Origin of the sequence: Streptomyces sp. NPDC090108 (assembly GCF_044747185.1) — a bacterium.
In the GTDB taxonomy this organism is placed as follows: domain Bacteria; phylum Actinomycetota; class Actinomycetes; order Streptomycetales; family Streptomycetaceae; genus Streptomyces.
Window position 1 is genome coordinate 828,729 of record NZ_JBIVDQ010000003.1, and the last position, 17,476, is coordinate 846,204.

Genomic DNA, 17,476 nt, shown 5'->3' on the forward strand with positions numbered 1-17,476 from the left:
AGTGAACAACTTTCGCCCAAAGTCGGGTTCTGGCTCAGGTTCCGTGCGGCAGTGACTGAGCGTTGCCGTCGGGAGGTAGCAGCCTCGCTGGTCAGGGCTGGATTTGATCCAGACCTGCGAGGTTAGGGTGCTGATTCACGAACCGAGGAGCTGGCGTGGACGACCTGCCGCGGATAGAGGAAGCCCTTGCTGTCCTGCGTGCCGAGCTGGAGGTCGAGCCATCGACGAAGGCCGAGTTGACCACTCGGGCTGCATTGCCGGCCTTCATGCGCTTTGCGCGGCAGCGCTTTGCCACCGCGCCCACACCCGACTCAGACGGCTTGCTCTTCCAGTACGGCACGTACTCTTTCAGCGGACGACCGATGTTCACTGTGGACCTCACGCGGCAGTTCGACATCAGTGACGACGAGGGTGAGCACGAGCACTACGTACAGGTTCACTGCGAACTTCGCTACGAGTGCGCACCCGTCCTGCATGCCCTGGGGAGCTTCGGTTCCTGGTTCTTCCACGACGCCGATGCGGACCTCGATGAGTGGTTCGCCGCCACGGAGAGGCACCTCGAACCGGTACTTGCTCGTGCGCCCGCCGAGATCGACGTGTACGAGGAGCCGGTATAGGCCGTCACGCCAGCAGGACTCGCTTGCGTAGGAGATCGAAGCCGGCGGGGCCTAACATCTGGCGTCTGAGCATCTTGATCCGGTTGACATGGCCGTCGACCACTCCGGAGGTCCAGGGCAGAGTGAGGCCGGCGATGACGGCGTCACGGTCTCGGCGATGCCGGCAGCCAGGGTATGGAGGCGGGGCAGGTCGTCCTGCCGGAAGAACGGTGTCCGGTCCCGGCAGACGACCTCGACACTGGGCCGCTTGGCGAGCCAGACGGCCAGGCTCGATGCTTCTCGATCAGGCAGGACATCGCGATCGGGCGGCGTGTTTCGACGTCCACCAGGGCAGAGCCGTAGTGGCGGCCCTTGCGGGTGGCGTACTCGTCGACGCCGACCACTCGCGGCGTCGGTACCCCCGGCTCGGGTAGCGCTTCGACCAGGCGCAAGACCGTACGCCGGCTGATGGACATGCCGAGCACGGCAGTGCCAGCCAGGCGGGCCCTGCCCTGGCCGGCCAGGGCAGGGCCGACCGAGGTCAGGGTGGAACGCGGCCGCTCGGTGCGTCGGCCATGCCTGGCGGCTGCTGAAGCGCCACGGCTGAAGCGGGCAGCAGCCCACCAGGCGCGCGATCGAGCGCGATGACAAAGCGGTCGAGGTGTGGAAGAAGGAGACCTGGCCGCGGGTGAGGAGCGCCGCGGCGGAGCGCGGACGAGACCGGGCAGTCGATGACTCGCGCCGCGCGCCAAGACCTGGGGCCGGATCGGCCAGACCCCGGTCGTGAGAGTGAGGGGCCGGGGGCTCAGGGCGCGTGCAGATGGTGGGTATGGCCTGCTACAAGCCGGGCCGGCGGCCTCGGCTGAGCTACGCACGCACCGGACCTCAACCCGGCCGAGGGCGTCTGGTCGCTGGTCGCTGGTCGAGCGTGGCATCGGCAACCTCGCTGCGGCCGACCTCGGCCAGATCACCCGCGCCGCGAAGCGCGAACCGAAGATGCTGCAGTACCGACCGGAGGCCATCGCCGGCTGCCTCGCCGGAACCCGACCTGGCCCTGGACCTATGAGCGTCGGTTCGACGGACCGAAATCGGACGAAGCCCCAAGCTGCTGGTCAGTTACGGTGGCGGCATGACCGACAGCCTGCCCGAGGACGTAGCCGACGTGCTTGACCTCGTCCTGAACCCGGACGAGCCCGTTCACGTGGTCCTCCGACGGCAGGTGCCCCAACTCAGGGTGCAATCCCGCTGCGACTGCGGTTGCGGTACTGCCTACTTCGACCTTGACGCCGAAGCGGTGGAGCCCGCGCCAACGGGCCCTGGCACCGTCGTGGCTGCCGACGTACAGCTGTTCACCGAAACTGGCGAGTGCCCTGGCGAGGTCCTGGTCTTCGCGCAAGGCGGCTACCTCTCCTGGCTGGAGGTCTGCTCATGGAGCGACGACATCGAGGTGAGTCTCGCCGCGGCGCGGCGCTGGCTACAGCCATCGTCCTGAACCCGAGCCGGCAACAGCCTGCGGTCTCGGGCTCTGACACCGTCACCACGCGCCGACCGACACACGGGTTCAAGTTCATTGCCGTCGGACCGGCGAGGTTGTGTTGTTCTCGGCGGCGATGTCCGCAGCAGCACGCACGAACTCCCGTACGTGCTCGGTGGTGTTGTCGGGACGCCGGATCAGGCCCCGACGGATGGGCTCCGTGTCGCGCAACGGCACGTAGGAGATGTCCGGGCGCGGGTGGTAGCAGCGGGCGTGTTCTCCGACCGGGAGGACGCCCCTGCCCATCGCGATCAGTGTGAGCATCTCGGAGAGTGACGCCCGGCCGGGCCTGCCGGAACCGGTCTGCCCGACGGGGTCGGTCCGGGGTGCGGTCGCGCTTGAACGCCGCCGAGGTCACCGCCGGGTACTGCACCACAGGGTGATCCGCGAGGACTTCCACGGACACCGATTCTTCCCCGGTGAGCGGATGCCCGGCGGCTACGGCCAGCATCCGCTCCTCCGTCAGGAGGACCGGCCCGCAGGCCATGCCGCCGAACGGGAACGAGGCGATGAGGACGTCCACCGAGCCGTCGACCAGGCCCGCGCGCGCGTTGGCCAGTTCGGCCTGCCGCACGTCGACCCGGCAGTCGGGGTGCCGGTCGCTGAACAGAGCGACCACTTCCAGTAGCGCAGGCGCCGTCCATTCGCCGAGGAGGGCGACCCGCAGCTCTCCCGTGACACCGCGGCCGGCGTCGGCGGCTCTGCGCAGCGCGTCCTCCATGGCGGCGACCAGGGGCACCAGGTCGTCGGCCAGCTGCCGCCCGATCGGCGTGAGCCGGACGGTTCTGCTGGTCCGCTCGAACAGCGCTCCACCGATCCGCCGCTCGAGTTTTTGATCACTTGGCTGACCCGGCCGGTGGTGAGGCGCAGGCGCTCGGCGGTACGGTCGAAGTGCAGTTCCTCGGCAAGCGTCAGGAAGGCTTCCCCCTCCACGCGTTCCAGCACGACGCCCCCCGGCGTTGAATCCGGCTCAACGATCGTACGGCGATGCTGCCTTGATGACGGTTCCCGCACGGCGGATCGTAACGGGCATCCACTGATCCGCCGTATTCCGCCGGCCGAGGAGCCACCGTGAACGCTTCCCACCCCACCGCCCACCCTGCCGTACCGGAGCCTCTGCCGAAGCCGAGCCTCCTGACACCCGACCCGCGCGGCCGCCCCAGGGGGCCCTCGCTACGCGTGAAGGCGTTCGACCACCTGGTTCTCAACGTCGGCGACGTGGAACGGTCCCTCGACTTCTACGCCGGACTCCTCGGTCTGCCACCGGTACGCGTCCTGGAGTGGCGGGCCGGCCAGGTCCCCTTATCCCCTTCCCGTCGGTGCGTATCACCTCCGAGACCATCATCGACCTGGTCAGCGGCCCTCGGGGCGAGTCCAACGTCGACCACGTCTGTCTCACCGTGGAACCACTGGACTGGGCCGAGTTCATCGCGTCGGGCGCCTTCACCGTCCTGGAAGGCCCCGTGGAGCGCTTCGGCGCGCGAGGCGTTGCCACCTCGGTCTACGTCCGGGACCCGGACGGCAATACCGTGGAACTGCGCTGGTACCCGCAGGACACAACAGTCTGAAGCCTTGGCGGGCCGCCCCCCGCTCCGGAGTGACAGAGCAGCGTTGCCCGACGCCGCGACCGTGGCGTGGGGGCCCCTAGGCACTGTGCAGGCGTCGTCGGACCGTCTTCGTCGTCAGTTCTCGTGGGGGCGGCCGGAGACCGGGCCCGCATGGGGCGTCGGGGAGTCGACCGGGGATTCACGGCCGTCGGCGGTCGCCGCTGCGACGGCCGTCTCGGAGACCGCCGTGCCGCCGGCCGTGGGCACGCGGGGGTCCACCGGAGCCGGTTCGCCGTCTCCGGGGGTCGTGGTCGTTCCGGTGCGGCGGGTCAGGCCGACGCCGATCAGTACGACGGCCATGCCCAGTACCACCCGGATGCTCAGCCGTTCACCGAGGACGAGCGCGCCGAGCAGGACGGAGACCACGGGCAGGAGGTAGCCGACGACGGCGGCGTTGGTGGCGCCTTCGTCGTTGATGATGCGGTAGGTCAGATGGAAGGTGGCGGCGGTGCAGAAGACGCCGAGGACGAGGGCGGCGACGACGGCCGTCGGGCTCGGGTGGATCCGGCCGAGGCCGCCGATCGGCATGGCGAAGGCGGTGAGTCCGCTCGCGGCGAGGAGTTGGGCGGCGGAGAGGGAGATGGTGGGGGTGCCGCGACGGACGAGCGTGCGTCCCATGTAGGTGAAGGCGACGGCGTAGCTGGCGGCGGCACCGAGGATGGCGAGGGCGCCCCAGCCGATGGCGCTGGTGGTGTTCCAGGGGGCGAGGATGACGATGACGCCTGCGAACCCCAGCAGAAGACCTCCGAGCCGGGCCGGGCGCAGTCCGCGCTCGGAGCCGAGGGCGACACCGAGAGTGACGGACCACAGGGGGGTGGTGGCGTTCAATACGCCGGCGAGGCCGGAGTCGACGGTCTGCTGGCCGAGGCTGAAGAGCGCGAACGGGAGGGCGTTGCAGAAGAGGGCCGCGACGACGATGTGCCGCCAGAGGGCGCTTCCCTTCGGCAGACGGTGGCCCGAGGTGTAGCAGACTGCGGTGAGTACGGCCGCGCCGAGAACACAGCGGGCCAAGGTGACCTGGAGCGGGGAGAGTCCACGCAGGGCGAGTTCGATCCAGAGGAAGGTGGAGCCCCACAGCAGGGCGAGCACGACTACCCGTGAGGCTCCGTACAGGCTTCGCGAACTGCCGTTCATGTGTCCTCCCTTGTGCCGCGAGCGGCGGCACGCGACCTGGTGGTGCGGGCAGAGCCCCGGTCCGACGACCATGCCGCAGTCGACATTTGAGAACAAGCAAATGGTTCTACCTGTTCTGTTAACCTCTGCTACATGCTCGATGTGAGGCGACTGCAGGTGCTTCGCGCGGTGGTCACCAGCGGTACGGTCACCGCCGCCGCGGCCCACCTCGGCTACACGCCGTCCGCCGTCAGCCAGCAGGTCGCGGCGCTGGAGAAGCAGGCCGGCACGCCACTCCTCGAACGCGTCGGGCGCGGCGTGCGGCCGACCGCCGCGGGCCTGCTGCTCACGGAACACGCCGCGCTGATCGGCTCGGCGGTCGCCCAGGCGGAGTCCGCGCTGGCGGATCTGCGGGCCGGCCGGACCGGCACGCTGTCGTTGCGCTACTTCGCCACGGCGGGCTCCACGCTGGTGGCGCCCGCGCTGGCCCGGCTGCGCGTCGAGCACCCGGGGATCCGTATCGACCTGGAGCTGGCCGACCCGGACGATCCGGTCCAGGACGTCCTGCGCGGGCGGGCCGACCTGGCCGTGGTGGTCCAGCCGCGAGGCCGGGCGGGCGACGGGCACAGGGTCGTCCACCTCCTGGACGATCCCTACGCCGCGGTGCTGCCCGAGGATCACCGGTTCGCGGACCGGGATGTCCTCGACCTCCACGAACTCGCCGGTGAGCAGTGGGTCGGCAGTGAGCCGCCCGGACCCTGCCTGGAGCCGGTGACCGACGCGTGCTCGGCGGCGGGCTTCACCCCCGACTTCATCGTCAAGAGCGAGGACTACGCCACCGCGCAGGGCTTCGTCGCGGCCGGGCTCGGCGTCGGGCTGATGCCCCGGCTGGGGCTGCGCGCACCCCACCCCGGCGTGGTCGTCATCCCTGTGCGCAACCCCGAGCCGATCCGGGTGATCTCGGCTGTCGCCCGCGAGACCTCCCTCGGACAGCCGGCGTTGCGCGGACTGCTGGAGGCGTTGCGGGAGGCGGCGACCGCGCGCCCCGCCGGGTGAGACCGTGCGGAACGACGGGGACGGGGGTACTGGCGGACTCGTCGGTGGTGCGCGTCGGCCGACGCGCACCAGCGTTTCGCGGTCCCGCGCCACTCCCCCGGGACCGGACCTACCGGGGCCATGCGGTCGGTGACCCCGGGCTTGCCGGATCTCTCAGAGTCAGGCGGCGAGGGCGGTCAGCGCCACTCCGGCGGCGCCGAAGACGATGACGTGGCGCGCGTTCTGCAGGATCCAGACCCAGCGGGGAAAGCCGGACTCGGCGGCCTTGAGGAGCGCCGCGACATCCACGCGGGCGAGCTCGGCGTCTCCCTTGCGGGCGAAGGCGGCCTGGACGGACGTGGTGGCCGTCAGGTTGCTCCAGAGGATCACGCAGTTGACGGCCAGGACCGCGCCGAGGACGAGCCGGTTCAGCACGCCGGCCCAGGCGGCATCTGCGAGGTTGAGCGCGGCGGTGCCGGCAAGAATCGCGGCGATGGAGACCGGCGCCCAGGTCTCGTGTCCGCCCGCGTCGAACCGCATCCCGTTCTCCTCCAGCACGGTGGTCCGCACGCCCTGGCGGCGCAGCTCCGCATGTGCCGCGGCGGTGGCCGTGGCGCCGAACCTGCCCCGGACCACGGGAATGCTGACGAATGCGCCGGCGACAGACAGCTGCATGGCGGCGATGAACGCGTTCATGGTCGTTTCCCCTTCGCGGAGCGCGCCCGTGGAGCTTCCGAGCACTTGAACTAAGTACAAGAGCACGCTAGCGAGATGCTCACGGGGAGCGCAAGGCGCTCGTTGAACTTAGTGCAAGTCCTGCCGTGGCCGGTGGCTCGCCGACCCCGAGCGTCGCACCGGGACCGCTCCTCTCCCCTGCCGGGCACCGCGGGACGAACGTCAGCTACAGGAGCGGTGGCGCCCCTCGCGTCGCACCCTGCACATGGCGCGGCCGCGATGCGTCTCATCCCAGCGGGGCGCTCAGCTCGATGGAGCGCAGGGCCGCCGCGAGGGCCGGTTCGTCGGCGATGTCGAGGGCTGTGTCCGTCAGCTTGATGACGTGTTCGTCGCCGTGTTCCAGAGCCCGTTCGAAGACCTCGTCGGCGGTGAAGCGGCCGGGTGGGGTGTAGACGACCGCCGCGGCCGGCGCGTACATCGCGGTCACGGCGGCGGAGGCTGTCCAGGCTGCCCGCAGGCTCGGCAGCCACAGGGTCCGCGGGAGCGCGGGCAGGGTGCGCAGGACGGCGTTGGGAGCGGTCGCCGCGTGGACCAGCATCGTTTCCTCGCCGTGGCCGTGAGTGGCGTACCGGTGTGTTGCCGCCTTCACCAGTTCGGCGAGGTGACGGTACGCGTCGTCGGGTTCCGTCACCGCTTCCGCCCACACCGGCAGGGCTGTGACGCGGTCGAGCCGGGCGGGGAAGCTGCCGTCCCGTACGGCGATGGGCGTTACCGCGTCGAGAGCGCCGGCCGCGCTGCCGGCGCCGGGCACCGGGGCAAGCCCCGACACGGGCCGGTGACGCGCGGCCCAGTAGCCGAGACCGTGAGCGAGTTCGGTCAGGCGAGGTTCGGTGATGTCGCCGGCCAGGAGTGTGCGCACGGCGTGGCCGACCCGGATCACCGGGTGCGTCGAGCCGCCGTACATGCCGGGCAGAAGGCGCGGCCACCACTGGGTGAGCACCTCGCGCCACGGACGCCCGGCGATCTCACGCTCGAAGTGGTCGATCCAGTCGGCGGCGCGGCGCGGATCGCCGAGCGCGGAAACCCAGTTGTCGTCCGTGACCGGCTCGACGCGGGACGGGAACTCCTCGAGCTTTCCCGCGTACAGGTCGAGCCAGCGGTGCACCGAGCGTTCCTGTCCGCGAGCAGCGAGGGCCTCGACAGCCATCGGCGCGTGATTGGTGAGCCGGCCGAGCCGCTCAGGACCCGAGTGGTGCAGTCGCTCAAGCGCCTCGTCCAGCGTTCCTGTCGTATCCATGGCAGGAACGGTAGGCAGGGCGCTGCGGCACCGTAACGGGCTGGAGACGTAAGCCCGGCTTAGGTCCTTCGGCGGACCGGGTGCCTCCGGCCGATGACGGAGGGGCGTCCGCGGCGGACAGCGGTGCCGGACGTCGCGGCCTGATCCACGAAGACCGGGGGGACGCCCCCGAGGGGTGCCCCGGTCGTGCAGCGGGGACGGACCACCGTCCGCCGACCGTGAACAGCCGTCCGGGCGGACTCGACGGTCACTACAGTCCCGTCGCATGACGACGGTCACCACGCGTGCGGTGGAGTATCCGGCCGACCGGCTGACGATGATCGGGCACCTCGCGCTCCCGGCCGGTGCCGATCGCAGGCCCGCAGTCCTGATCGGGCCCGAGGGGATGGGGCTCAGCGACGTCGAGCGCCGCCGGGCGGAGGCCCTGGCGGAGCTGGGGTACGTGGCACTGGCCTTCGACCTGCACGGCGGGCGCTACTTGAGCGATCCGGAGGAGATGCTGGCCCGCTGCATGCCGCTGCTCGCCGATCCGGACCGGATGCGGCGCATCGGCCATGCGGCGCTCGACGTGTTGCGCGCCGAACCGCGGGCCGACCTCGACCGCATCGCGGCGATCGGTTACGGAACCGGGGGCGCCGTCGCGCTGGAACTCGGGCGCGACGGCGTCGACCTGCGGGCGATCGGGACAGTCAACGCGCTCACCACGGGCCGACCGGGCGAGGCGGCACGCATACGCTGCCCGGTGTGGGCCGGGGTCGGCTCGAAGGACCCGATCATGCCGCCCGCGGCGCGGGAGGCGTTCACGGCCGAGATGCAGGCCGCAGGCGTCGACTGGCGCCTCACCGTCTACGGCGGAGCCTTGCACGCCTTCCACCACCCACCGGTCGACCACGCCACGCCCCCGGGTGTCGGCTACCACCCCCGGCACGCGGAGCGAGCCTGGCACGACATCGTCGGCCTGCTCGCCGAGTGCCTGCCCGTGACGCACTGATGTGGTGCACCGACCGACGCTCATTCGATCGACGGCCTGTCCCCGCCGTTCCCCGCCCGTCATGGCGCGGGGCCGGCACGCGCGGCCTCGGGCCGGCGGGTCTCTCACCTGCCGCCACGGTCCGCGGGTGTGCCGCGCGTATCGGTCAGAAGGGAGGTTCGAGATCGCCGCGGCCGTCGCTGCGCCCCGAAAGCCGTCTGGAGCGAACCCCAGTCGGTCTCCGCGAGGACCGCCCGGTACGGCGGCAGGTCAGGCTCGCGGGACGCCCCGGCACGGCTACGACTGTGGGTCACGGGCCCAACCTGGACCAGTGTGGCGGGCACCTCGCCGATCAGCGTCGACGGGCGGGTGATCGAGGCCCAGGGCGGAATGAAGTGCGGCTGGAACGACGCTGCCCGGGAGCGCGTGCTGGAAGCCGCCACCGCATGGGTTCGCGCGGAGGACGGCAACGGCATGGATCCGGCGCTCATTGCCGATTTCCTGCAACGCCTCGGCGAACTCGCCCGCGACGCCGGGCAGCGACGACGCCTGTACTGCGGCATGTCCCTGTAGGGGGCCCGCGCATGGCGGAACCACTCGGGCGGCACACCCCGTCGCGTCACAGGTGCCATCGGCAGCTCCGCAAGCCGGTCCAGCCTCAGAACTCCCCTCGGAGGTCGATGCTCGGGTGGACCCAGCTCGCGGAGGCGGTTCGAGCGCGGGCCGGCGGGACGGCGTTGCCGGGCCGGGCCGTTCCGCCGCCCCTGTGCCGTGCGGGGCGGTGGCGGAACGGGTCCTCAGGTGGTGGGGAGGAGGTCCGCGACGAGGGCGGCGAACTCCTCGGGGGCGAGGATGCGGATGCCCAGTTCCTCGGCCTTGGTGCGCTTGGAGCCGGCCTTATCGCCCGCCACCAGGAGGGTCGTGCGCTTGGACACCGACGACGACGCCTTTCCGCCGGCGCGCTCGATCAGCTCGTTCATCTCGTTGCGGGAGAGCACCGCGAGGGGGCCGGTCATGGAGCCGGTCACCACGACGGCCTGCCCTGCCAGCGGACCACCCTCCGGGTCCTCGCCGTCGTTCGCCTCGGTCGCGGGCTTCTGCGGCTCCGTGACCTGCGTGCCGACCCGCTGGGCCTGGAGCCTGTCGAGGAGCGGGGCGAGTTCGACGAGTTCGGCCGCGATGACGCGGGCCTTCTCGGTGCCGATGCCGTCGACCCCGGCCAGCGTGTCGGCGTCGGCGGCGCGGATCGCCGCCATGGAACCGAAGTGCGCGGCGATCCGGCGGGACATCGTGCGGCCGGTCCCTCGGACGCCGAGGGCGCAGAACACGCGGTTCAACGAGGCTCCGCGGGCGGTTTCGATCGCGGCCAGGAGGTTGGCGGCACTGGTCTCGCCCATGCGGTCGAGGCCGAGGAGCTGCTCGCGGGTCAGCGTGAACAGGTCGGCGATGTCCTTGACCAGACCGGCCTCCACCAGCTGGATCGCGCGCGTGCCGCCGAGTCCTTCGATGTCGAGCTGGTCCCGGCCCGCTGCGTAGATCACCGAGGCCACGGCCTGGCAGTTCCGTCCGCGTACGCACCGCCAGCGCTGCTCGGAGGTGTCGATCGCGTCGCCGCAGCGGGGGCATTCTCCGGGGAAGACGACCGGGCTCTCGGTACCGGTGCGCCGGTCGGCCAGCGGTGCCTCCACCCGGGGGATGACGTCGCCGGCCCGGTACACGAACACCTGGTCGCCGACCATGAGGCCGCGACGGGTGATGTCGGACGGGTTGTGCAGGGTCGCGTAGGTGACCTTCACGCCGTCGATGACGACGGGCTCCAGGACGGCGCGGGGGGCGATGATCCCCGTCCGGCCGACGTTCCACTCCACGGCCAGCAGGCGGGTCACCTTGTGTTCGGCCGCCAGTTTCCGGGCGACCGCCCATCTCGGGGCGCGCGAGCCGTTGCCGGCCCGCCGCTGGTCCTCGGCCGTGTCGGCCTTGACGACGACACCGTCGATCCCGAACGGCAGCTCCCCGCGCAGGCCCGCGATCACGTCGATGCGTTCCTGCACCTGCTCGACGGTCTCGCAGCGCGTCGGGGCGGCGGCCGTACTGGCGGCGGTGTTCGCGCCGAGCGCGGCCAGGTTCTCCAGCAGAGCGAGGTGGCCGAGGTCGTCCAGGCCGATCGCCCCATAGGCGAAGAAGGTCAGCTCGATCCGGTAGGAGCGGTCCTTGGCCCGCAGCGTGCCGGCCGCTCCGCTGCGCGGGTGCGCGAAGGGCGTGGCCTCGTGGGCGAGCCGGATCCGGTTGGCCTCCTCGAACTGTGCGGTCGTCAGCAGCACCTCGCCGCGCAACTCGACGTCTATCGGCTCGGTGAGTATCGGCGGCAGCCCGAGGACGGCGTCGGCGGCGTGGGTGATGTCCTCACCGGCCAGGCCGTCGCCGCGGGTGAGGACCTGGACGAGCCGGCCGCCCCGGTACCGGGCGGCCACCGCGAGGCCGTCGAGCTTCGGCTCCACACACCACCCGGCCACGGGGCGCCCGAGACGCCGTTCCAGTCCCGCGGCCCACTCGGCGAGCTCGTCGGCGTCGAAGACGTTGTCGAGGGAGAGCATCGGCACCGAGTGCGGAACGTCGCCCTGCACGGCCCCGCCCGCCACCTTCCCTGTCGGCGACCCGGCGAGCGCCTCGTCCGGGTGGGCGTCCTCGTAGGCCGCGATGGCGCGCAGCAGTCGGTCGTACTCGTCGTCACCCAGCGGGGTGGTCCCGTCGCCGTAGTACGCGGCCGACGCCGCCACGGCCGTGGTCACGGCTTCCGCGTAGGCGGCAGGAGAGAGCAGAGCACTGTTGTCGGTCATGCAGGTCATCATCGTGCCCGGCACTGACAACGGCCCGTGCGGCAGGTGACCGCGGGTGCGGCGGGACAGGCGTGGCGGTGGCCCCCTCGGCCGTGGGGTGCGCGAAGGTGCGGTGAGTGCGTCGGCCGCCGTGTGCGTACCGGTGCCCCAGAAGTCAGGTTCCTGGTCCGGGACCGCCGGCGGGGCGTGGCTCCTTCGGCTGTCAGAGATCGTCGAAGCTCGGTGGGCCGTCGACGCATCTGCCGGTCTTGTCCACCAGGTAGGCGATGTCCCGGCTGCCCACCGCCTCCGGGTCGTTCGCGCCGGGGTGGGGGTCGATGAAGGGACAGGTGGACTTCGCTCCCCGCACGACCAGCGTGTACGTCACGGGCCAGGCGCGCTTCTCGTTCCACCCGAAGTAGACACCGCCGCCCTCTTCGAGCACGACGCCGCGCTTGCCGCACTGCGGGCAGCCGAACAGGTGGGCGTCCCAGGCGGACCGGTTGACGAAGCGGACCGGCAGTCCCTCGTCCTCGTCTCCGGAACCGACGCCGCATCCCGTGACGGAGACGGCGACGACGCTCAGCGCGGCCAGCAGTGCCGTACGTGCTCGTCCCACGCTCCGGCCGGACGCGGCTCTCGCACCGGATGCCCTCGTGAAACGCATGCCCGAACTCCCCCGTGATCATGGAACGTTCCTGGATCATCGCAGGTCAACGGCACGATGAGCAATGGTCCACGGCTCGTCGGACCGGCCCTCCGAGAGGAGGTGCCGCAACGGGGCACAGCGGCAGGCGTGCGGGCTGCGCCGCCGGGCGGACCCGCAGGGGGGCAGGGTCGGTCAGCCGCGCTTGAACTCCACCGGGCCGGCGTCCATCAGCACGGTTCCGTCGGTGTGGAGCACCGGCCGCTTCTCCGTGAACCGCTTGCTGTAGCGCTCGACATGCTGGATGGACACGCCCTGCGGATCCGTGAAGTCGACGAAGGCGATGGCCACCCAGTACGACGTGGCGGTGTCGTCGTAGAGCGGCACCGTGACCGTCGATCCCGCTCCGTCCGTGACGACGACCCGCGCGCCGTAACTGAGGAAGCTGCCCGCGCCGTTGCTCACCGCGCTGTACGCGCAGATCAGGACGTAGCCCTGCCGGTCCGGCCTGACGATGGTGATCTTCTCCTCGCCCGGCACCCTCGCGTCCCCGCTCAACCGCATGTACGGCGGTTCCTCCAGTGAGCCGAGGTTCTTGTAGTAGAGGGCCCGGCCCGCATCGGTCCGGGTCCTGAGCTCCGTCTGCAGGGCCTCGGCCTCGTCCTGGTTCCTGGTACGGAACAGGCCGCGCCTGATCTGAGGGAAGACGTGGCCGGGTGCGTGATCGGCGCCGCGTACGGCCGCGTCGGCCGGCACGAACAGCGCGTAGAGATCGAGGTCCGCTCCCTGGGCACGGCGCTTGTCGCTGCCGCCGTCCCACTCGAGGGTCGCGGTGACGACGATGCCGCGGTCCTCCTTGTCGAGGGATATCCGGGCCTGGCCGCCCTTGGCGAGACTGATCCTGCCGACCGGTTCCTTGCTGAGATCCATGTCCGGATTCAACCACCGTCGACCGTGGCCGTTAAGACCCGCGCGACGATGCGGACACGGGCCCGCGATCCCGGGGACGACGCCGCACGGCGACGGTCGCGATCGCTCACCCGATCGGGGAAGCTCCGTTGATCAAGGCGTGCCTCCTGCGGATGAACCGGAGGCGCGCGCGGTGCTCTTGTGCAGCTCAGGCACCATGCGCCCACCGCGCACGCCTTCCTCGCACCGCCGCACGCTCGCCAGAGTTCTCCGTACCGGAGCGGATGGCTCCGGAACACCACGAGATGCCCGTGCGCATCGCATCCGGAGGTTCGATGTCGACAAGTCCTGGGCGAGCCCGATGGTTCGCCGCTCTGCTCGGTACGGCGGCAGCGGTCGCGGCCGTCCTGTCGCCGGTCTCCGCCTCGGCGGCTCCCTCTCCCCGTTACAACGACTGCGGTGTCGGACTGTTCTGCGTGTGGAGCGGTTCCGACGCCTCGGGACAGAAGTGCGAGTGGCGCGTGGACGACCTCAACTGGCAGGCCGGCTCACGCGTCTGCAAGTGGGCCAAGGGGACGCGGGTCCGCTCGGTGTACAACCACGGTGAATCCGGCGCCCCCGTCTCCGCGTACACGGCCGTCGACTACGGCGGCACGAAGGCGTTCTGCCTGCGCAGCGGCGCCCGCGGGAACCTCAAGAGCCCCGGCACGTAACTGCGTTCGCACAAGTGGGCCTGCTGAGCGGCGCCGTGCCGCCGGTCCCTCAACTCGTCCTGAAGGAAGTGAAGTCCATGCGTTCTCTCGTTCTCGGTGCCCTTCTCACCGCCGGGCTCGCGCTGCCGGCCACGGCGACCGCGCCGGCGTCCGCCGCCGCGGCCCAGGCCGCGCCCGCGACGTACACCCATGCCGAAGCCGCGCGGCAGTTCCGCGCGCAGCACGTGTCGTGGACGTCGACCGGCCACTGCGACGACCGCGGCGACAGTTCCTGTACGTCGTTCACGGGCATCCGGCGTACCACCGTCGCCGGTGTCATCGCTCTCAAGCGCGCGAGCGGCTGTGCGGTGACCGTCACGGCCGGCACGGAAAAGGGCCATTCCCGCAAGGGTTCGTACCGTCATGACAACGGCTACAAGGTGGACCTCCATCCCACTGCGTGTCTGAACTCCTATGTCCGCAAGCATTTCCGGGCGTCCGGATTCCGCAAGGACGACCATGCCGCGCTCTACAGGTCCCCGCACAGCAATACGTACGCCTACGAGAAGAGCAAGAAGGGTGTGCACTGGGACGTCACCTACCTCAACGGCAGTGCCTGACGGCCCGAACGGCGATACGGGGGCGCGTGACACGGAAGGCTGAGCCTTCATGGCGCCGGAGCAGGAGAACGTGCGAGCCCCTGCTCCGGGCCACGGCTCGGCCGGCACGGGTGGACCGGGGCGGGAGACCGGTGCCGGCGGTCTCCCCGGAATCAGGAGTGTCCTGGCTTGCCCGGTCCTGACCTGAATGGACCGGACCTCGCGGTAGGGTGAGCCGCCTGGTTGATCGCGCCGTCCCTGACGGCTGAGCAGCACAGGAGTGATGGCGATGCCCATGCCGGCCCACCCGCCCAAGAACCCGTCCAGCCCTTTTTCCTCCTTCCGCGGTCACCATGTCGGCATCCGCGTTCCGGACTACGACGCGGCGAAAGCCTGGTACACGGAGAAGCTGGACTTCCGGGTGCTCCAGGAATGGCCCTACGGTGAGCTGAAGCTGGCCTATCTCTGTCCGGCGAACGACGACGACTTCCACGTGGAACTGCTGGCCGGACCGGTCCCTTTCCCGAAAGAGGTCCTGGACGACCTCGGAGCCAGCCTGCGGTACGGGGGGTACCAGCACATCTGCCTCCATGTCGACGATGTCGACGCGGCATGCGCGGAGCTCGCCGGCCGTGGTGTCGACCTCATCGGGGAACCCTTCGAGATCGAGGACATCAGCCGTCGGCTGGCTTTCTTCCGTGACCCGTGGGGCAACATGATCGAGCTCTCCCAGAAACTGCCCGGCGCGGGTTCCTGAGCCGCGTCACCACGGAAGTGCGGGCGCGGGGGCTCAATGAGACCGTTCCGCCTCCGGGCGCCAGCCGGTCGGCGCTGTGTCACGAACGTCCGGTCACGCACGTCTGGTAGACCCTGGCCATGACGTTCATGGTGGTGGTCGAGGGTGATGTGGGCGGATGGCGCATCGATCGGGATGCGCTGACAGACGCGATCCGTGCCCGGTGGTCCGAGGTCGAGATCGACTCGATGCACCGCAGTGAAGTGCGGAGCCTCGCCTGGCAGTTCGAGACGGAGAACGGCCCAGGTGAGACATATCTGCACGAGGACGGCACCTGCCTGTACATGGACGTCCGGGAGGAGGACGCGATCCGGTTGGCGGTCGTCTTCCGCGAGCTGACGCCCATGGACCTTGACCTGGTGTTCTGCGATGAGGGCTACACGTTCGACGTTCGTCTGCGGGCGGGCACGACCGAGGCCGGACTGGCGGACCTGGTCGACGGCGCGGGTTGGTCTCAGCGCTAGGGGGCGTCTCTTCGATCTTCGTGGATCGGGCCGCGGCGGCCGGTGCGGTGCCTCGGCGTGCGGCCGGACCGCCCTCGTACTGGAAGTACGAGCACGGTGCGGTACTGGCGCGCCATGATGCTGCTGGCCTCGGCCGGCGGAAACCGGGTCCCGATGATCGCGAAGCTGGTGCAGGCCGACGAGGACACCGTCCGGGACGTGATCCACCGATTCAACGAGCTGGAAAGAGTCACCCGACCCGGACCGCGGCACCGAGCTCGACCGCATCGAGCACGTCCTGGACCGCTTCCCCGACCGCGTGTTCGCCTTCGACGAGTTCGGCCCGCTCGGCATCCGCCCCACCGCCGGCTCGGCCTGGCGACCTGCCGCTCACCCTGAGCGTCACCCCGCGACCTACCATCGCACCCACGGGGTGCGCTATTTCCATGGCTGCTACTCGATCGGCGACGACGCCCTCTGGGGCGTCAACCGCCGCAAGAAGGGCGCCGCGAACACCCTGGCCGCGCTCAGGTCGATCCGCGCGGCCCGCCCGGACGGGGCCCAGATCTACGTCGTCCTGGACAACCTCTCCGCCCACAAGGGCCAACAGATCCGGCGCTGGGCGGAAAAGAACCGGGTCGAGCTGTGCTTCACCCCGACCTACGCGTCCTGGGCCAACCCGATCGAGGCCCACTTCGGACCCTTGCGGCAGTTCACCGTGGCCAACTCCCACCACCCAGACCACCCCGTCCGGACCCGGGCCCTGCACGCCTACCTGCGCCGGCGCAGCAAGAACGCCCGCCACCCCGACGTCCTCGCCGCCCAGCGCAACGAACGCGCACTCATCCGAAGCGAGAGGGGTATCCGCTGGGGCGGACGCCTCTTCGCACAGGCGGCCTGACCGGGAACCCGGCAATCACGCCGAGTCGGCAGGGACGGTCTCGCATAGGAAGCCGATCAGCAGGTCCGTCACCTCGGCAGGCCGCTCGAGACTGGGAAGATGACCGGCCCAGGGCAGTTCCAGGTACCGGGTGTCGGCGAGCAGACCCGGCAGTTGGGCCCCGATCTGCCGAAAATCCACCATGTCGTGACCACCCGAAAGAGCGAGACACGGTGCCTTGATCGCTGACAGGTCGATTCCGGCCTCGCTCCGCCCAGCCCCCTCGGGGGCGGCCAGCTGCACCTCGAAGGCGTGCCGTTGCATCGCGCGCACCTTCTCCCGGGTTGTTTCGTCGGCGTCCGGGCCAAGCCAGGTGTCCACGTTCAGTTTTACCGCCCCCGCGATATCGCCCGCCTCAAGCAGCGCGTCCTCCCGCTCACCGAACGCGCGCAGTTCATCGGTGGGTTCGTGCCCGGGCAGTCCGGCACACAACAGTGCCATGGCGGACACGCGGTCCGGACGGCGTGCGGCGAGCTCCACAGCAACACGTCCGCCGTACGAGGAAGCGATCAGCGCCGCTTCCTCGATTCCGAGGGCATCCAACAGGCCCAGCACATCCTCTGCATCGTTGTGGGGCCGGTCCGGCAAGGGAGTCCTGCCGAAGCCCCGGAAGTCGCAGCGCACCACCCGGTATCCGGCATCGACAAGGGCCGGCCACTGCGGATCCCACATCCTCCGGTCGCACACCGCGGAGTGCAGTAGTACGAGCGCGGGACCGTCTCCGGCTGCATCGTAGGCGAGAGTCATGCGGCAGACCCTAGGCGGCGAGTGATCGAAGCGCTTCTGCATTTCACAGTGGCCAGGCGAA

The 17,476-nt window shown here is 70.5% G+C and carries 18 protein-coding genes and 3 pseudogenes; 12 read left to right on the top strand and 9 right to left on the bottom strand.

Annotated elements, in window-relative coordinates; translation table 11 throughout:
* Window positions 1–155: 155 nt before the first annotated feature.
* Together ACIPRD_RS13850 and ACIPRD_RS13855 are read left to right on the top strand one after the other, a co-directional pair.
* Window positions 156–617, top strand: coding sequence for a hypothetical protein (locus ACIPRD_RS13850; RefSeq protein WP_401562869.1), 462 nt, complete (start codon window positions 156–158; stop codon window positions 615–617).
* Window positions 618–1,725: 1,108 nt separating this feature from the next.
* Window positions 1,726–2,088 carry a hypothetical protein gene (locus ACIPRD_RS13855; protein WP_401562871.1) on the top strand — a complete coding sequence of 121 codons (363 nt, stop codon included), beginning with the start codon at window positions 1,726–1,728 and terminating at the stop codon, window positions 2,086–2,088.
* A 75-nt stretch (window positions 2,089–2,163) separates the two neighbouring features.
* Here the strand turns inward: ACIPRD_RS13855 and ACIPRD_RS13860 are convergent, their stop codons facing one another.
* A complete protein-coding gene (locus ACIPRD_RS13860; RefSeq protein ID WP_401563205.1) occupies window positions 2,164–2,394 on the bottom strand; it encodes a hypothetical protein in 231 nt (76 codons plus the stop codon).
* 145 nt (window positions 2,395–2,539) lie between these two features.
* Window positions 2,540–2,851: pseudogene (locus ACIPRD_RS13865) on the bottom strand (LysR substrate-binding domain-containing protein); the annotation flags it as partial.
* 497 nt (window positions 2,852–3,348) lie between these two features.
* Between ACIPRD_RS13865 and ACIPRD_RS13870 the strand changes: the two are divergent.
* Together ACIPRD_RS13870 and ACIPRD_RS13875 are read left to right on the top strand one after the other, a co-directional pair.
* Window positions 3,349–3,450 (top strand): annotated as a pseudogene (locus tag ACIPRD_RS13870) (VOC family protein); the annotation flags it as partial.
* Window positions 3,450–3,698: a hypothetical protein gene (locus tag ACIPRD_RS13875; RefSeq protein ID WP_401562873.1), complete on the top strand. Its 249-nt coding sequence runs from the start codon at window positions 3,450–3,452 to the stop codon at window positions 3,696–3,698. The pseudogene ACIPRD_RS13870 and the gene ACIPRD_RS13875, both read left to right, overlap by 1 nt.
* Window positions 3,699–3,812: 114 nt before the next feature.
* Here ACIPRD_RS13875 and ACIPRD_RS13880 read toward each other — a convergent pair whose 3' ends face one another.
* Window positions 3,813–4,871 (bottom strand): DMT family transporter, encoded by a 1,059-nt coding sequence (locus ACIPRD_RS13880; RefSeq protein ID WP_401562875.1) that lies wholly within the window; start codon window positions 4,869–4,871, stop codon window positions 3,813–3,815.
* A 132-nt stretch (window positions 4,872–5,003) separates the two neighbouring features.
* Here ACIPRD_RS13880 and ACIPRD_RS13885 point away from each other — a divergent pair, with 132 nt between their 5' ends.
* Window positions 5,004–5,906, top strand: a complete 903-nt coding sequence (locus ACIPRD_RS13885; protein ID WP_401562877.1) for a LysR family transcriptional regulator — start codon at window positions 5,004–5,006, stop codon at window positions 5,904–5,906.
* A 159-nt stretch (window positions 5,907–6,065) separates the two neighbouring features.
* Here the strand turns inward: ACIPRD_RS13885 and ACIPRD_RS13890 are convergent, their stop codons facing one another.
* Both ACIPRD_RS13890 and ACIPRD_RS13895 read right to left on the bottom strand, forming a co-directional pair.
* Window positions 6,066–6,581, bottom strand: a complete 516-nt coding sequence (locus ACIPRD_RS13890; RefSeq protein WP_401562879.1) for a hypothetical protein — start codon at window positions 6,579–6,581, stop codon at window positions 6,066–6,068.
* Window positions 6,582–6,846: 265 nt separating this feature from the next.
* Window positions 6,847–7,857, bottom strand: coding sequence for a questin oxidase family protein (locus tag ACIPRD_RS13895; RefSeq protein ID WP_401562881.1), 1,011 nt, complete (start codon window positions 7,855–7,857; stop codon window positions 6,847–6,849).
* Window positions 7,858–8,122: 265 nt separating this feature from the next.
* Between ACIPRD_RS13895 and ACIPRD_RS13900 the strand changes: the two genes are divergently transcribed.
* Complete coding sequence (locus ACIPRD_RS13900) at window positions 8,123–8,848, top strand: dienelactone hydrolase family protein (RefSeq protein WP_401562883.1); 726 nt, start codon at window positions 8,123–8,125, stop codon at window positions 8,846–8,848.
* 312 nt (window positions 8,849–9,160) lie between these two features.
* A complete protein-coding gene (locus tag ACIPRD_RS13905) occupies window positions 9,161–9,400 on the top strand; it encodes a hypothetical protein (protein ID WP_401562885.1) in 240 nt (79 codons plus the stop codon).
* A 224-nt stretch (window positions 9,401–9,624) separates the two neighbouring features.
* Here ACIPRD_RS13905 and ligA read toward each other — a convergent pair whose 3' ends face one another.
* The 3 genes from ligA to ACIPRD_RS13920 all read right to left on the bottom strand — a co-directional run bounded on the left by ligA (window position 9,625) and on the right by ACIPRD_RS13920 (window position 13,219).
* Window positions 9,625–11,673, bottom strand: coding sequence for an NAD-dependent DNA ligase LigA (gene ligA, locus ACIPRD_RS13910; protein ID WP_401563187.1), 2,049 nt, complete (start codon window positions 11,671–11,673; stop codon window positions 9,625–9,627).
* A 193-nt stretch (window positions 11,674–11,866) separates the two neighbouring features.
* Window positions 11,867–12,262 carry a hypothetical protein gene (locus tag ACIPRD_RS13915; protein WP_401562887.1) on the bottom strand — a complete coding sequence of 132 codons (396 nt, stop codon included), beginning with the start codon at window positions 12,260–12,262 and terminating at the stop codon, window positions 11,867–11,869.
* 222 nt (window positions 12,263–12,484) lie between these two features.
* A complete protein-coding gene (locus ACIPRD_RS13920) occupies window positions 12,485–13,219 on the bottom strand; it encodes a hypothetical protein (RefSeq protein WP_401562889.1) in 735 nt (244 codons plus the stop codon).
* 314 nt (window positions 13,220–13,533) lie between these two features.
* Between ACIPRD_RS13920 and ACIPRD_RS13925 the strand changes: the two genes are divergently transcribed.
* From ACIPRD_RS13925 to ACIPRD_RS13945, 5 genes and pseudogenes are all read left to right on the top strand, one after another.
* Window positions 13,534–13,911, top strand: a complete 378-nt coding sequence (locus ACIPRD_RS13925; protein WP_401562891.1) for a peptidase inhibitor family I36 protein — start codon at window positions 13,534–13,536, stop codon at window positions 13,909–13,911.
* 14 nt (window positions 13,912–13,925) lie between these two features.
* Complete coding sequence (locus ACIPRD_RS13930; protein WP_401562893.1) at window positions 13,926–14,510, top strand: hypothetical protein; 585 nt, start codon at window positions 13,926–13,928, stop codon at window positions 14,508–14,510.
* A gap of 262 nt (window positions 14,511–14,772) precedes the next feature.
* Window positions 14,773–15,246 carry a VOC family protein gene (locus tag ACIPRD_RS13935; RefSeq protein WP_356403736.1) on the top strand — a complete coding sequence of 158 codons (474 nt, stop codon included), beginning with the start codon at window positions 14,773–14,775 and terminating at the stop codon, window positions 15,244–15,246.
* 119 nt (window positions 15,247–15,365) lie between these two features.
* The gene (locus tag ACIPRD_RS13940) at window positions 15,366–15,749 is read left to right on the top strand and encodes a hypothetical protein (RefSeq protein ID WP_401562895.1); all 384 of its coding nucleotides are present in this window, start codon (window positions 15,366–15,368) and stop codon (window positions 15,747–15,749) included.
* Between the two features lie 75 nt (window positions 15,750–15,824).
* Window positions 15,825–16,629, top strand: a pseudogene (locus ACIPRD_RS13945) (transposase); the annotation flags it as partial.
* A 15-nt stretch (window positions 16,630–16,644) separates the two neighbouring features.
* On the opposite strand, the gene ACIPRD_RS13950 reads toward ACIPRD_RS13945, so the two are convergent.
* Window positions 16,645–17,415, bottom strand: coding sequence for an alpha/beta fold hydrolase (locus tag ACIPRD_RS13950; protein ID WP_401562897.1), 771 nt, complete (start codon window positions 17,413–17,415; stop codon window positions 16,645–16,647).
* Window positions 17,416–17,476 lie beyond the last annotated feature (61 nt).